The sequence below is a fragment of the Pseudomonas sp. ABa2 genome, assembly GCF_056676075.1.
Genome location: NZ_CM155239.1, coordinates 3,035,332 through 3,051,542, shown reverse-complemented (window position 1 = coordinate 3,051,542; position 16,211 = coordinate 3,035,332). Strand labels below are relative to the sequence as shown.

At 65.0% G+C, this 16,211-nt stretch carries 8 protein-coding genes; 5 read left to right on the top strand and 3 right to left on the bottom strand.

The genetic code is table 11. The features are described from left to right. Positions 1-32: 32 nt before the first annotated feature. Entirely contained in the window at positions 33-1,388 is a 1,356-nt protein-coding gene (locus AC1G9C_RS14710) for a TolC family outer membrane protein (RefSeq protein ID WP_457787474.1), read from the bottom strand. Positions 1,389-1,832: 444 nt separating this feature from the next. Here AC1G9C_RS14710 and AC1G9C_RS14705 point away from each other — a divergent pair, with 444 nt between their 5' ends. The 5 genes from AC1G9C_RS14705 to AC1G9C_RS14685 all read left to right on the top strand — a co-directional run bounded on the left by AC1G9C_RS14705 (position 1,833) and on the right by AC1G9C_RS14685 (position 13,316). After that, complete coding sequence (locus AC1G9C_RS14705; RefSeq protein WP_480407964.1) at positions 1,833-7,373, top strand: retention module-containing protein; 5,541 nt, start codon at positions 1,833-1,835, stop codon at positions 7,371-7,373. Then, complete coding sequence (locus AC1G9C_RS14700) at positions 7,370-7,918, top strand: DUF5801 repeats-in-toxin domain-containing protein (protein WP_480407963.1); 549 nt, start codon at positions 7,370-7,372, stop codon at positions 7,916-7,918. The genes AC1G9C_RS14705 and AC1G9C_RS14700 overlap by 4 nt, the downstream gene beginning before the upstream one ends. Further along, positions 7,915-8,463, top strand: coding sequence for a DUF5801 repeats-in-toxin domain-containing protein (locus AC1G9C_RS14695; protein WP_480407963.1), 549 nt, complete (start codon positions 7,915-7,917; stop codon positions 8,461-8,463). Before AC1G9C_RS14700 ends, AC1G9C_RS14695 begins: the two co-directional genes overlap by 4 nt. Next, complete coding sequence (locus tag AC1G9C_RS14690; RefSeq protein WP_480407962.1) at positions 8,460-12,905, top strand: DUF5801 repeats-in-toxin domain-containing protein; 4,446 nt, start codon at positions 8,460-8,462, stop codon at positions 12,903-12,905. Before AC1G9C_RS14695 ends, AC1G9C_RS14690 begins: the two co-directional genes overlap by 4 nt. A 69-nt stretch (positions 12,906-12,974) precedes the next feature. Continuing rightward, positions 12,975-13,316: a tryptophan synthase subunit beta gene (locus tag AC1G9C_RS14685; protein ID WP_084341476.1), complete on the top strand. Its 342-nt coding sequence runs from the start codon at positions 12,975-12,977 to the stop codon at positions 13,314-13,316. Positions 13,317-13,430: 114 nt separating this feature from the next. On the opposite strand, the gene lapD is transcribed toward AC1G9C_RS14685, so the two are convergent. Beyond that, complete coding sequence (lapD, locus tag AC1G9C_RS14680; RefSeq protein WP_480407961.1) at positions 13,431-15,374, bottom strand: cyclic di-GMP receptor LapD; 1,944 nt, start codon at positions 15,372-15,374, stop codon at positions 13,431-13,433. 12 nt (positions 15,375-15,386) lie between these two features. Continuing rightward, complete coding sequence (gene lapG, locus AC1G9C_RS14675; protein WP_457787471.1) at positions 15,387-16,070, bottom strand: cysteine protease LapG; 684 nt, start codon at positions 16,068-16,070, stop codon at positions 15,387-15,389. Positions 16,071-16,211: the final 141 nt, after the last annotated feature.

Genomic DNA, 16,211 nt, shown 5'->3' with positions numbered 1-16,211 from the left:
GGTGGTCAAGTTCTACTACTCCTGCGCCGGGACTACTTCATTTCCGGCAGACGCGCCTCGCTCTTCACCTCGGTGAGGGCTACAGCTTCTGCCGGGACTACGACCTGTTGCTGACGCAGCAGATCACCCATTGCGGCAATCACCCGGTACATTGAGAACTCCTCGCCGAAGCGCACCTCGCTGTAGCGGCGGTTGGCGGTGAACAGTTCGTTCTCGCTGTCGAGCAGGTCGAGCAGGGTGCGTTGGCCCAGGCTGAACTGCTGCTGGTAGGCCTCGCGCACCCGCGCCGTGTAGTCCGCGTAGTCGCGGGCCTTGGGCGTTTGCAGGCGGGCGTTTTCCATGGCGTTCCAGGCCAGCGAGAGGTTCTCGTTGAGCACCCGCAAGGCGTTGTTGCGGATGTCCATGGACTCGTTGATCTGGTGCGCGGCCGATTGCAGGCGGGCCTTGTCGCGCATGCCGTTGAATAGGTTGTAGTTCATCACCACGGCGGCGCGCCAGGTGTTGTAGTGTCCTTCGTCGCCTTGCACGTTGTCGTCGGCGGTGGTCGCCAGCTCCAGGTCTAGACGCGGGTAGAAGGGCGCCTTGGCCACTTCATACTGCTTCTCGGCGGCGTTCACGTCGGCTTGCGCCGACTTCAGGAAGGGGTTGTTGTCCATCACCGTCTGCCGCGCGGCCAGCAGGTCGGCCGGCATGTTGCCGCGGATGGTGGCGGGCGATTCGAGCTGATCGGGCAGGCGGCCGACGGCGCTGAAAAAGTTGGCTTCGGCGTCGGCCAGGTTGACCTGCTCGGTGTAGAGGTTGTTCTGCGCCAGGGCCAGACGGGCCTCGGACTGATCGAGGTCGGCGGTGCTGCCGACGCCCTGCTGGCTGCGCAGGCCGATCTGGTCGTGGATGCGCTGGTGGGCCTGCAGGTTGTTGCGGGCCAGTTCGACCATCTCGCGGCGCATCAGCACATCCAGGTACACCTCCACCGTGCGCAGGGCCAGGCTCTCGGACGTGCCGAGCAGGCGATAGGCGCGGGAGTTGACCACCGCCTCGGTGCGGGCCACCTCGTTGGGCGTGTTGAAACCGTCGAACAGCATCTGCCGCAGGCGCAGCTCGGCATCGCGGTAATTCAGGGTTTCCTTGTTGTGATCGCCCAGCGCGCGGGTGCTGGGGCTGTCGGTCTGTTCGCGGCCGTAGCCGACCAGCAGGTCGACGGTCGGCAGATAGCCGCCCTTGGCGAACTTCACATCCTCATCCGACGAAAGGCGACTGTTGGCAGCCGCATGAATTTCCGGGTGGTTGTCCAGGGTGCTCTGGATCGCTTCCGACAGATTCATGGCTTGCGCCTGGCTGCAGGCAACCGCCAATAGCATGGCGCTCCATAGGGGGTTGAGTGTGCGCATTGGCGTATCTCCTTAAGAATGTTCTTATCCTGTCGCCAGAAAAATGGCTTTTTTGCCTGATAAACCGTTTCAGGCTTGTAACATCACAGCTAAGAACAACTTTTGGAGAAGCTAAGAAGAATTTTTCACAAGCCTTATGCGGAAAAAGTCTTATGTTCTCTGTGAAAAGCAGCACATTGTTTGACCCTAGAAGCTGCGTATTTCGTGCCTTTCTATGGCTTGCGTGGCTAAAACAGACGGTCAAGCACCGACAGGGCGGGGATTCATCTGATGGAGTAGTTCGACGCGGGCTGTAGTGACATTTTTTTGTCAGTAGCGTTTTAGGGTTTTGCGCCGTTCCATTTCAGTCAGCTGATTTGATCTCACCTCACGCTCGAAAAGGTGTCCTGGCCCCTTTGGCAATACGTGTCGACGGTGGTCGGCAGCTGTAGTGAGGATGGAATCATGGCTACTCTAATTGGTGTCGTCAGTCAGGTTGTCGGCGAGGTTTTTGCGGTAGCGAGCGATGGATCGCGCCGGCCACTCAGTGAAGGCGATCGGGTCTATGCGGGCGAGCAGCTCCTGACCGGCGCCTCTGGCGCCATCGCGGTAGCCCTGAGCAACGGTCAGCAACTGACCCTGGGGCGCGACAGCAGTTTGACGCTCGACGAGCAGATGCTCGCCTCCAGTCCTACCTCGCAGGCTCCCACGGCCGATGCAGCGCCTCCCGCTCCCAGCGACAGCGACCTGACCGACGTCGAGCAACTGCAGGCGGCGATCGAGGCCGGCGTCGACCCGACCCTCGAAGGCGAAGCCACCGCCGCCGGCCCTGGTGCGGGTGGCGGTGCAGGCGGCGCCGGTGGCGGTCACTCCTTCGTGCTGCTCAGTGAAGTCGGCGGCGCGCTCGACCCGGTAATAGGTTTCCCCACCGAAGGGCTCAGCACCGGCCCCGAATTCCCCGATGGCGAGCCGATTGTCGATCCGGATATCGCGCCTCAACTGGTCGAGGGGCTGCCCGTGGCCGGTGAGGCCAGCAATGCGGTTGACGAGGAGGGGCTACCGGGTGGGATTGCCGGTGGCCCGAACGATCTGGCCGGCGAAGACACGGTGGTCACCGGCACCCTGGGCTACAGCTTCGGCCCCAATGGCATCGGCAGCTTCGCCTGGAGCAGCGAAGGGCTGGCGGCGCTGGGGATCAGCTCGCAGGGTGTTTCGCTGACTTACAGCGTCAGCGCCGATGGCCTGACCCTCAGCGCCTTTGCCGGCGAAACCCTGGTATTCACCCTGCAGCTCACCGACCTGGCGGCCGGCACCTACCAGTTCAGCCTGTTCGCTCCGCTCGACCATGCCGCACCGGAACCCGGCGGCAGCGACGAGAACGACCTGTTCTTCCTGTTCGGCTACAGCATCACCGATGGTGCCGGCAACACGGCGGTGGGCAGCCTGACGCTGGGCGTCGACGACGACACCCCGGAACTGCAGGGCGTACCGGGCGAACGCCCGAGCGTTGGCGGCCTGGTGCACGAAGACGCGCTGAGCAACGGCAACCCGGAAGGTGGCGGCCAGACCCTTACGCTCAGCGGCGGGCCCGGCGCTCTGGATGCGCTGGTCAATTTCGGTGCCGATGGCCGCGGCAGTTTCTCCCTCAACGGCAGCGCCGAAGCGCTCGACAGCCTGATCGCCCTGGGCCTGACCTCGGGCGGCGTGGCGCTGACCTATTCGGTTTCCGCCGACGGCACGACTCTGGTTGCCACGGCGGGCGGTAATCCGGTTTTCACCCTGGTAGTGAACCCGGACGGCAGCTACCTGTTCACCCTGCAGGGGCCGCTGGATCATCCGGAGGCCGACGGCGTCGACTCGGAAACCCTGGGTGACAACAGCCTGGCGCTGGATTTCTCCGGAATTCTGCAAGCGACCGATTTTGATGGCGACGCCGTGGCGGGTGGTTTCGACGCCGGCAGCTTCGTCATCGACGTCGAAGACGACGTGCCGGTACTGGTCGGCGCACCGGGCGAACGGCCCACCGTGGGCGGTCTGGTGCATGAAGATGCGCTGAGCAACGGCAACTCCGAAGGCGGCGGCCAGACCCTGACGCTCAGCGGCGGGCCCGGCGCTCTGGATGCGCTGGTCAACTTCGGTGCCGATGGCCCTGGCGGCTTCCAGCTGAGCACCGACCCGGGTGCGCTGATCGGCCTGCAGGACCTGAACCTGACCTCAGGCGGCGTCGAGCTGTTCTACGCCGTCTCGGCCGACGGCAGCACCCTGACCGCGACCGCCGGCGAGGGCGGCGCCCCGGTGTTTACCCTGCTGGTCAATCCGGACGGCAGCTACCTGTTCACCCTGCAGGGCCCGCTGGATCATCCGGAGGCCGATGGCGTCGACTCGGAAACCCTGGGTGACAACAGCCTGGCGCTGGACTTCTCCGGCCTGCTGGTGGCCACCGACGGCGATGGCGACCCGCTGGCTGCCGGTTTCGACGCTGGCAGCTTCGTCATCGACGTCGAAGACGACGTGCCGACCCTCAATGAGCCCAACCCGCAGCAACCGGCGGTGGGCGGCACCGTTCACGAGGATCTGCTGAGCAATCCGCATACCGGCAATGCCGAAGGCGGCAGCCAGACACTGAGCATCAGCACCGCGGGCGGTGCGGGCAGCCTGGCCGCTTTGGTGGCCTTCGGCGCCGACGGCCCGGGTAGTTTCGGTCTGGTGAATGAGGTGACGGCCGAAGCCCTGTTGGGCGCCGGTGGCCAGAACCTGACCTCGGGCGGCGAGCCGCTGGTGTACGAGGTGACCGAGGCCTACGACCTCGATGGCAACCTGCTCAGCACCACCCTGACGGCGACCGCAGCCGGCGGCTACCCGGTATTCACCCTGGTGGTGCAGGCCAACGGTGATTTCAGCTTCGAGCTGCAAGGCCCCATCGATCATCCCGAGGCGGATGGTGACGACGGCGAATTGTTCGTCTCGGCTGTCGGTATGGGTATCGACTTTACCCAGTTGATCACCGCGACCGATGGCGACGGCGACCCGCTGAACGGACTGGCCGAGGCGCAAGGGTTGTTCGTCATCAATATCGAAGACGACGTGCCGACCCTCAATGAGCCCAACCCGCAGCAACCGGCGGTGGGCGGAACCGTTCACGAGGATCTGCTGAGCAATCCGCATACCGGCAATGCCGAAGGCGGCAGCCAGACACTGAGCATCAGCACCGCGGGCGGTGCGGGCAGCCTGGCCGCTTTGGTGGCCTTCGGCGCCGACGGCCCGGGTAGTTTCGGTCTGGTGAATGAGGTGACGGCCGAAGCCCTGTTGGGTGCCAGTGGCCAGAACCTGACCTCGGGCGGCGAGCCGCTGGTGTACGAGGTGACCGAGGCCTACGACCCCGATGGCAACCTGCTCAGCACCACCCTGACGGCAACCGCAGCCGGCGGCTACCCGGTATTCACCCTGGTGGTGCAGGCCAATGGCGATTTCAGCTTCGAGCTGCAAGGGCCCATCGATCACCCGGTTCAGGATGGCGATGATGACGAGTTGTGGACGTCTGCAGAGGGCTTTGGCATCGACTTTACCCAGTTGATCACCGCCACCGATGGTGATGGCGACCCGCTGCAGATGCCGGCAGGGGCTGGTGGGCTGTTCGTCGTCAATGTCGAGGACGATGTGCCTGCGCTGGTGGAAGGCGGCCTCGATCACTGCCTGACCCTGACATACAAGGGCGGCGATGCCAGCTTCCTCAACAGCTACGGCTACTACATCAAGGGGGCCGACGGCACGCCCGTCAGCGGCGTGCTGGTGTGGGGCAACACCACCTTCCTGGAGATCGGCGCCTCCATTAGCCTGCACGGGCTGGACCCCGACTCCATCGGCTTCTTCATCATTCCCAACGGCGCCTTCAACGGTGTGCCCGACGGCACCGAGGTCAGCTTCCAGTTCGTCGATGGCCAGTGGCAGACCGTTGCCGACGGCCTGCCACTCAATGGCGCTGGCGGCGCCCAGGTGCTGTTCGACAACCCTGCGCTCAACCCGGCGAGCAAGACCCATGTGCAGGACAATGTCGCGCCCGGCAACCAGAACTGGGAGGACGTCAACAACGGCGACAGCGACAACGACTACAACGACGTGAATATCCAGGCCACTTGGACGATCAAGACCCCGGCGCCGGTGGGCGGCACGGTGCATGAGGACAAGTTGACCAACCCCCATCAGGGCAACCCCGATGCGGGCAGCCAGACACTGGTGGTCAGCACCGCGCTGGGCGCGACCAGCCTGGCTGCGCTGGTGGCCTTCGGCGCCGATGGTCCTGGCGACTTCAGCCTGGTCGATTCGGGCGCTGCCGCGGACTTGTTGAACGCCCAGGGCCTGACCTCCGGTGGCGAGCCACTGATTTACCTGGTGACCGAGCAGTTCGACGGCGCCGGCAACCTGGTCAGCACCACGCTGACGGCTACGGCAGCGGGCGGCTATCCGGTGTTCAGCCTGGTGGTGGAGGCCGACGGCGACTTCACCTTCACCCTGCAGGGGCCGATCGACCATCCGTTGCAAAATGGTGACGACAACGAGCTGTGGTCGTCGGGCGGGGCCTTTGGCATCGACTTTACCCAGTTGCTGAAAATCACCGATGGCGACGGTGACCCCCTGGAGATTCCGCAGGGTGCCGGCGGCCTGTTCGTGATCAACGTGCAGGACGATGTGCCCACGCTGAACATTGACCTCGTAGGCCCCGATGCCGCCAGGCAGTTGTCGATGAATCTGGACGAAACCGTCGGTGCCGAGCGTGCCGCTCCGGGCGAGACGGCCGATGGCAACACCGACGATCCGGTCGCGCCTGACGATTACCTGGGGCGTGTCACCACCAACGTCGGCAATGGCGGGTTGGTAAGCCTGTTCAGCGTCACCGGCAGTGCTGGCGCCGATGGCGAATCCAGCTTGAGCGGCAGCCTGAGCTTTGTCGGCATCGCCTCGGGTGCTTCGCTGACGACCAACCTGTTTTCCACCAGCGGCAGCGCCATCCACCTGGAAATGGATGGTGCGGATGTGATCGGCGTCGACGCCGACGGCGATGTAGTGTTCCGTTTGGCAATCGTCGATACCGGCAGTGGTGCGCAACTGCAGACCACGCTGTATGAGTCCATCAGGCATGGGGACAATACGGCGTTCGACGAGCAGCTGGATCTGTTGCTGACCGGCCAGGGCGCGAGCCTGGGGCTGCAGTACAGCGTGACCCGGGTCGATGGCGATGGTGACTCGGTCACAGCGACGAAAAAGATAGTGTTGGCCGATGGCCAGGGCTCGATCCTGGGCTTTGACGACGACGGTCCAATCGCCAAGCTCGCCCTGAACGGCCAGGTCAAACTGACCCTGGACGAGTCGCTCGGCGTCGATCCGCTGGATGGTAATGCGGCGACGGACGATGACGTGTCCGGCAACCCGTTCCCGGGGGGCTACGGCACGCCGATTGGCTTGACCAGCGGCAACCTGGTCAACGTGGTCACCGCCGATGTCGGCTCCGACGACGAAGGCGCGACGGTACAACTGAGCCTGAGCGTGGTGGATGCCAACTCCGGGCTGATGACCACCAGCGGCCAGCCGATCACCCTGCACCAGGAAAGCGACGGCAGCATCACCGGCCGGGTAGGCGGTGCCAGCGGCACCGTGATCTTCGCGGTGAGCATCGATGCGGCCGGCAAGGTCACGGTGGCGCAGTACGACTCGCTGAAACACCCGACCTCACCGAACGACTATGACGAATCGGTCGACCTGGCTGGCAAGATCGAGGCGGTGTTGAAGGTCACCGATGGCGACAACGACGTGGCCACCTCCAAGGTGGGCATCGGCGGGAAGATCGTCTTCGAGGACGACGGCCCCAGCGCCAAACTCGCCCTGAACGGCCAGGTCAAACTGACCCTGGACGAGTCGCTCGGTGTCGACCCGCTGGACGGCAATGCAGCGACGGACGATGACGTGTCCGGCAACCCGTTCCCGGGGGCTACGGCACGCCGATTGGCTTGACCAGCGGCAACCTGGTCAACGTGGTCACCGCCGATGTCGGCTCCGATGACGAAGGCGCGACGGTACAACTGAGCCTGAGCGTGGTGGATGCCAACTCCGGGCTGATGACCACCAGCGGCCAGCCGATCACCCTGCACCAGGAAAGCGACGGCAGCATCACCGGCCGGGTAGGCGGTGCCAGCGGCACCGTGATCTTCGCGGTGAGCATCGATGCGGCCGGTAAGGTCACGGTGGCGCAGTACGACTCGCTGAAACACCCGACCTCACCGAACGACTATGACGAATCGGTCGACCTGGCTGGCAAGATCGAGGCGGTGTTGAAGGTCACCGATGGCGACAACGACGTGGCCACCTCCAAGGTGGGCATCGGCGGGAAGATCGTCTTCGAGGACGACGGCCCCAGCGCCAAACTCGCCCTGAACGGCCAGGTCAAACTGACCCTGGACGAGTCGCTCGGTGTCGACCCGCTGGACGGCAATGCGGCGACGGACGATGACGTGTCCGGCAACCCGTTCCCGGGGGCTACGGCACGCCGATTGGCTTGACCAGCGGCAACCTGGTCAATGTGGTCACCGCCGATGTCGGCTCCGATGACGAAGGCGCGACGGTGCAACTGAGCCTGAGCGTGGTGGATGCCAACTCCGGGCTGATGACCACCAGCGGCCAGCCGATCACCCTGCACCAGGAAAGCGACGGCAGCATCACCGGCCGGGTAGGCGGTGCCAGCGGCACCGTGATCTTCGCGGTGAGCATCGATGCGGCCGGCAAGGTCACGGTGGCGCAGTACGACTCGCTGAAACACCCGACCTCACCGAACGACTATGACGAATCGGTCGACCTGGCTGGCAAGATCGAGGCGGTGTTGAAGGTCACCGATGGCGACAACGACGTGGCCACCTCCAAGGTGGGCATCGGCGGGAAGATCGTCTTCGAGGACGACGGCCCCAGCGCCAAACTCGCCCTGAACGGCCAGGTCAAACTGACCCTGGACGAGTCGCTCGGTGTCGACCCGCTGGACGGCAATGCAGCGACGGACGATGACGTGTCCGGCAACCCGTTCCCGGGGGCTACGGCACGCCGATTGGCTTGACCAGCGGCAACCTGGTCAACGTGGTCACCGCCGATGTCGGCTCCGATGACGAAGGCGCGACGGTACAACTGAGCCTGAGCGTGGTGGATGCCAACTCCGGGCTGATGACCACCAGCGGCCAGCCGATCACCCTGCACCAGGAAAGCGACGGCAGCATCACCGGCCGGGTAGGCGGTGCCAGCGGCACCGTGATCTTCGCGGTGAGCATCGATGCGGCCGGTAAGGTCACGGTGGCGCAGTACGACTCGCTGAAACACCCGACCTCACCGAACGACTATGACGAATCGGTCGGCCTGGCTGGCAAGATCGAGGCGGTGTTGAAGGTCACCGATGGCGACAACGACGTGGCCACCTCCAAGGTGGGCATCGGCGGGAAGATCGTCTTCGAGGACGACGGCCCCAGCGCCAAACTCGCCCTGAACGGCCAGGTCAAACTGACCCTGGACGAGTCGCTCGGTGTCGACCCGCTGGACGGCAATGCGGCGACGGACGATGACGTGTCCGGCAACCCGTTCCCGGGGGGCTACGGCACGCCGATTGGCTTGACCAGCGGCAACCTGGTCAATGTGGTCACCGCCGATGTCGGCTCCGACGACGAAGGCGCGACGGTGCAACTGAGCCTGAGCGTGGTGGATGCCAACTCCGGGCTGATGACCACCAGCGGCCAGCCGATCACCCTGCACCAGGAAAGCGACGGCAGCATCACCGGTCGGGTAGGCGGTGCCAGCGGCACCGTGATCTTCGCGGTGAGCATCGATGCGGCAGGCAAGGTCACGGTGGCGCAGTACGACTCGCTGAAACACCCGACCTCGCCGAACGACTATGACGAATCGGTCGACCTGGCTGGCAAGATCGAAGCGGTGCTGAAGGTCACCGATGGCGACAACGACGTGGCCACCTCCAAGGTGGGCATCGGCGGGAAGATCGTCTTCGAGGACGACGGCCCCAGCGTCACGCCGCCGGACTGCGCCGAAATCGAGGAGGTCGATGGGTTTAGCACCCAGGGCGTCATCCAGGCCGACTATGGCAGCGACGGCGGTGGTTTCGATCTCTCCGCCAATGCCGGCCCGACCGCTGACGGGCTGTTCTACACCGTGGTCAAGCAGGGCGGGGTATCCACGCTGACCGCTACGGTCGGCGATGCCAGTGGCGAGGTGTTCTTCGTCCTCACCGTCTACGACGACCCCAATGCGCTTGGCAATGGCAACAACTACGAGCTGACCATCGTCAATGCGCGCCCGGTGACCACCGCGGACTTCGATCTGCAGGCCATCGAGGCCGGCCAGCCGCAGCCGTCTTTCTTGGTACAGAGCGGCGAGGGCTTGTCGGTCACGCTAACCGGCAACGGCCTGGTCAATCCCTCCAATCAGGGCGTCGGCGTCGGCGGCAACAACCTGATCGACGTGGGCGAACAGTTGCACATGGCCTTCAGTGCCACGGTCTACTCGGCCGTGGTGGATGTGCAGAAGTTGTCGTCCGGCGATCAGTTGTACTGGCAGGCCTACGACGGCAGCAACAACCTGGTGGCCGCCGGTACGTACAACGGCCAGGGTTCGGAGAGTTCGCAGTTCGGCTTCAATCTGGCCGATTCGGTGTTTACCACCGGCACTGCGGCCGCGCTGTCCGGCGGCTTCATCAAGCTGACCTTCGGCTCCAACGCTGGCGACTATCGCATCCAGGAAATCACGCTGGAACAGCAGTTCCTGCCGCCTGATCTGGATCTTTCGTTCCAGGTCGATGTCGTCGATGGCGATAACGACGTGGTCAGCACCCAGCTGGACGTCTGCTTTGTCGACGACGTGCCCTCCGGCGGCTATGTCTTCGACCTGGTCGACGAAGAGGGCCTGGCCGGCGGCATCATCGGCGGCGTCGAGGACGACGACGGCGCCGCGACAACGGCCAGCGGCAGCCTCGGCTACGACTACGGCAACGATGGTTTCGGCAGCTTCACCTGGCTGCCCGACGGGCTGCCCACCATCACCTCCGGCGGCCAGGCCGTCGAATACCAGGTCAGCCCCAATGGTCAGGTGCTGACCGCGCAGATCGTGGGTGGCGGGCAGCCGGTCTTTACCGTCACGCTCACCAACCCGGCCACCGGGGCCTTCCAGTTCCAGCTGTTCAAGCCGCTGGATCATGCTGCGCCTGTCTCCGGAAGCGTGGAGAACAACCTGAACTTCCAGTTCGACTACGAGATGGTCGATGGCAATGGTTCGACGGCGCAGGGCGTCTTGGAAATTTCCGTGGACGACGATTCGCCGCTGGCGCAGGACCTCAGTCAGAGCCGCGAGGCATCGGGCGACGTCAACACCAACCTGCTGATCGTGCTGGATGTGTCCGGCAGCATGAATGACCCGGCTGACTTTGGTGGGCTGTCGCGCCTGGAGGCCTCGAAGTTGGCGGTGCTCGAGCTGCTTGAGCAGTACGAGGCAATGGGCGAGGTGAAGGTGCGGTTGGTGACGTTCGCCAATTCCGCCTCCGCCTTCGGCACCCTGTGGCTGACGGTGGATCAGGCCAAGGCCGCGGTGATCGGTTTCCCGGAATCGCCCGACAGTGCTACGACCAACTACGATGCGGCGCTGAGCACTGCGATTTCCGCTTGGGCTTCGGCAGGCAAACTGACGCTGCTCGATAATCCGGGCGAGCCATTGCAGAACGTCTCGTACTTCCTCTCCGACGGTATCCCCAATCAGCCGAGCGGCAGTGCGGGTATCAATGCCAGCGAGGAAGCCACCTGGGTCAACTTCCTCAATACCAACAAGGTCAAGTCCTATGCCCTGGGCATGGGGCCGGCGGCAGAGGTCAACGACAACCCGCCCGGCAATTTCAGCAACAACGACCAGCTTGACCCGATTGCCTACGACGGCACGAGCGCCAGCAACGCCAACGCCATTGCCGTGAACGATTTCGCCGATCTGGAGAGCGTGCTGGTGCAGACCGCGCAGTCGACGCCGATCAGCGGTAGCCTCACCGATGGCGTCAATGGCTTCGGCGCCGATGGCGGGCGGGTCAAGTCGGTGGTGGTCAATGGCGTGACCTACACCTTCAATGTCGGTCCCAACCCCACTATAACCGGCTCGGACGGCAGCACGGTCAATGGCATGATGCTGAGCCTGGCGCTGGCTGCCGGTGCCATGTTGACGGTCAACATGGCCAGCGGCGAATACACCTATGTCTCCGCGGCGAATGTCGGCAGTGGCATGAGCCAGCAGGTCGGCTTTGTTCTGGTCGACAAAGATGGCGACCTCAGCAGCCTGGCGACCTTGACCATCACGGTCGATCCGGCCGATGGCCCGATGGTGGCGCGCGATGACTTCGTGGTTTCGCGCAGCGGCAGTTTCGATATCCCGGACTGGGCCTTGCTGGCCAACGACAGCGGCCCCAACAGCTCGATCCAGGCCATCACCAGCATCGTCTCGGCGGCAGGCCTGACGGCAACGCGGGCCAGTGCCTCGACCTCGATTTCGGGGGCGAACGACGGCGAGTCCTTCGTCTACCAAAGCCAGGCCGGCGGCCAGAGTGCCAATGCCAAGGTCACGGTCGTCGATGTGGACGGCAGCGGCCCGCTGAACGGGGGCTTCCTCGACGAGATACTCATCGACGGCAACAGCGGCAGTACCCTCAATGGCAACAGCGGCGACGATATCCTCATCGGCAATGGCGGTGATGACACGCTCAATGGCGGCGAGGGTAACGACATCCTGGTCGGCGGTGCCGGCGGTGACGAGCTGAATGGCGGGAGCGGCAACGACACCGCCAGCTACATCGATGCATCCAGCGGGGTCAGCGTCACGCTCAACAACTCGGGCAATGCCAGTGGCGGCAGTAACGTCGGCGGGGGCGCCGCGGGAGATGTGCTGAGCAGCATCGAGAACCTCATCGGTTCCCAGCATGGCGACATGCTGGCTGGGGGTGGGCAGAACAACGTCCTCAGCGGGTTGCTGGGCAATGACGGCCTTTATGGTGGCGGTGGCAACGATGTGCTGATCGGCGGCCGCGGCAATGACACCATGAGCGGCGGCTCGGCAAGCAACAGCGATGGCAAGGACACCTTCCTCTGGCTCAACGGCGATGCCGATGGTGGCACCGATACCCTGCTCAACTTCACCCGCAACTTCAACGGTGCGAGCAATGGCGATCGGCTGGATCTTTCCGACCTGCTGATCGGGGAGCACGGCACTGTCGGCGATATCGGCAACCTGTTGAACTATCTGGAGATCACCTCCAGCGCCCTTGGCGGGGTCGGTGGCGCTGCTCTGGATACCACGATCAAGGTCAGCACCAGCGGAACCGGCGACTTCACCAATCCGGACCAGACCATCGTGCTGCAGGACGTCAATCTGCTCGGCGCGAGCGGCGTCGGCGGCTACGGTGCCGGTGGCGACACCGGTAGCGTGATCCTGGCCATGCTTAACGACGGCACGTTAAATGTAGATACCGTCTGACCTTCGCTTATATGATCGACCCGCTACCTTTGCAGGTAGCGGGTTTTTTTTGGCCAGGAGAGAGCAGGCATGGTCTATGTACAGCGCGACGCCGCGGGGCGGTTGCTGCGGGTCGAATACGAGCCCTTCGAGGGAATGACGGAAAACCTGGCGGTCGAGAGCGACGAGCTGCAGACCTGGTTGGCGGCCAAGGAAGAGGTCAAGGCGCGTCTGGACAGCCTCAAACAGTCCGACCTGGAGCTGGTGCGCGTGCTGGAAGACGTGGTCAGCGTGCTGGTCGAGCGCGGCGTGATCCGCTACACCGACCTGCCCGAAGCGGCGCGGCAGAAGCTCGACCAGCGTGCCATCGCGCGAGCCGAGATCGAGGGCCTGAGCGGCCTGCTCGGCGACGACGAACACAATCTGGTGTGAGTCTGGCCCGGATGCAGCCCGAGAATATCGGGGAGCCCCGCTGACCTCCCCGGATTGCGTCCGGGCCGTGAGTCCCTACCTTCGCCACCCGGCGCTGACGGATAGCCTGGGCGCCTATTGCCAGGGCGCCGGCGCACCGATCAGGCGGCCCATGGCGCCATGCACGCCGAGCTCCTCGAGCACGCGCAATTCCCCCTCGGTTTCCACCATCTCGGCGATCAGCGGCAAATCGATGCTGTTGGTGGCGCGGAAGATCGCCTCGATGAACAGGCGCTTGTCGCTTTCCTGGTCGATGGCGCGGATGTAGGTGCCGTCGATCTTCAGGTAGGCCAGGCCGAGGTGGGTGAGGTTGCCGATCAGGCTGAAGCGGCCGCCGAAGTGCTGCAGGCCCAGGCTGAAGCCGGCCTCGCGCACGCTCTGGCTCAGGGCTTCCAGCTCTGCCGGCGGTGGCAGGTGACGCTCGTCCACCTCCAGGGTCATCAGCTGCGCCGCCTCGGGGTGGCTCTTGAGCATGGCCAGCAGCTTGGCCTTGCTCGGCGCATCGCGCAGGGTCGCGGCGGACAGGCTCAGGGCCAGCGGCTCGGGGTGTAGCGCCAGGTGGGCGAAGCTGTGTTCGAGCATCGCCAGGTCGAAGCGCGCGGCCCAGCCCAGGCGCTCGATCCAGGGCAGGAAGCGCCCGGCGGCGATGGCCTCGCCCTGCGGGTCGAGCAGGCGCGCCAGCACCTTGCGTTGCAGCAGGCGCTCGCGCGCGGCGCACTCGACCACCGGCTGGAAATATAGCTGCAGCTTGCCCTTGTTCAGCGCATCGTCGATCCAGCTGCGCCAGTCGTGCAGGCCCTGGCCGCTCTGCGCGGTGAAGTCGTCGAGGCGTTCCCAGCATTTGTCCGCATTGCTCTGCGCCTGGGCCAGCGCCTGGTCGGCGCGGCCGAGCACCGTGCCGGGTTCCTCGCCCGGGCGAAACGCGGCGATACCGATATGCGCGACCGGATCGCAATCGCTGGCACCGGTCTGGCGCAGGTTTTCCAGGCCCTGGCTGAGTTCGATGGCCAACTGGTCGGCGTCCTCGCCGCTCAGACCTGGGGCGAGCAGGGTGAATTCGCCGCCCCGGCTGCGCGCGGCCAGCCACTCGCTGCGCCCCGGAGCCTCCAGCAGGCGCTTGAGCAGCTCGCCGAGGGCGCCGATCAGGGCGTCGGTGCGCTGGCCGCCGAGACGCTGGTTGAGGCCGCCGAGGTCGTTGACTCGCAGCAGCAGCAGGTAGCCGTCGGCGTGCTGCTCGCTGACCACCAGCTGATTGCTCAGGCGGATGTCGAACTGGCGGCGGTTGGCCAGGCCGGTGAGGCTGTCCTGGTAGGCCTCCTCGCGCAGCTTCTCGCTGCGCGCGGCTTCTTCGGCGAACAGCGTCTTGAGCTTGTCGACCATCTGGTTCATCGCCAGCACCACCCGCTTGAGTTCCGGGGTGCGCGGCACGCGGGGCAGGGTGAGGAACTCGCGGCGGGTGATGGCCTGCGCCTGCTGCACCATGTTGTCCAGCGGGCGCAGCTGGGTGCGCAGCAGCCAGCCGCCGAGCACCGCGCTGACCAGGCCGCACAGCAGCAGCCAGAGCAGGCTGCCCAGCGCGCTGTCCCACAGCTTGGCCAGGGCGAACTGCGGATGGCTGAGCACCTCGACCCGCGCGGCCTGCTCCCAGCCGCGCATGATCAGCGCATCGCCGCCCTGCGGGCGCAGGTCGACCAGCTCGACGAACCAGCGCGGCACGTTCTCCGGGGTGACGGTGGTGCGCCGTTCCACCACCAGGCTGTCGTCGGCGATGCGCACCACGCGGATGCTGGCGAAGTAGCCGCTGTCGAAGATCGAGCTGACCATCAGCTCGATCATCGCCGGGTCGTCCACGTGCGGCGTCATCGACAGGCCCAGCGCCGTGGCGGCGTCCTGGGCGTGCGAGCGCAGCTGGCTGATCAGCTGTTCGCGCGAGCTCTCCACCCCGGCGATGAAGCTGCCGGTGAAGGCCACCACCAGGAACAGGCAGATGGCGAGAAACAGCTGCTTGAGTAGGGACATGGATCTTTCCTCCTAGCCATCGCCGATGGCGAAGCCCTCCGCACGCATTTTTTTCAGGATGTCCTGCCAGCGCGAGAGCTTCTTGGTGTCGCTCTTGCGGGTATTGGAACCGGCGAGGTAGAGGCCTTCGGCGTTGAAGGCGTAGACCGGCAGCAGGTCCTTGCGCTGCGAGGCAGGGCGGATGTCGTTGATCAGGTTGTCCAGCACTAGCGGCTCGGCGGTGGGGCTGGCGTAGTAGGTCAGCACCATGTGCGCCTGGTTGTAGTTCAGTGCCTTGACGTAGGTGATGCGCAGCTTCTCGCTGGGAATGCCGAGGCGACGCAGGGTGAAGTACTTGGCGATGGAGTAGTCCTCGCAATCGCCGGCGCCCTTGACCAGCATCTCGACAGGGGTGGCCCAGTAGTCGTTCTGCTGCCACAGGCGGATGTCGTCGGTGAAGCGGATGGTGCGGTTGAAGAAGCGGTTGACCTCGCCGAGCTTGTCCGCCTCGGACAGTGCGGCGCTGCTCTTGATCAGCGCGTCCCAGTCGAGGATGCGCTGCTTGGCGGCGCCGAGGCTGCCGTAGCGGTTCTCGGCGTTGCGCAGAACCAGGGCGAAGTCCCAGTTGGCCAGGGCCAGGCCGGCCAACAGCCCGCCGCCGACCCAGAGGATCAGCAGACGCCGTTGCCATCCCTGAATGCGCTGCCGTGGCCGCATGGGGCTGCATCTCCGCTTCGATCGGCTGAAGTCTAGGCGACGCGCTGGCGATTTGCCCCGTGGCCGGGACGAAATTCAGACTGCAGCCCGGATGCAATCCGGGGGAACGGCCTCCCGGATTGCATCCGGGCTACGCCGGGG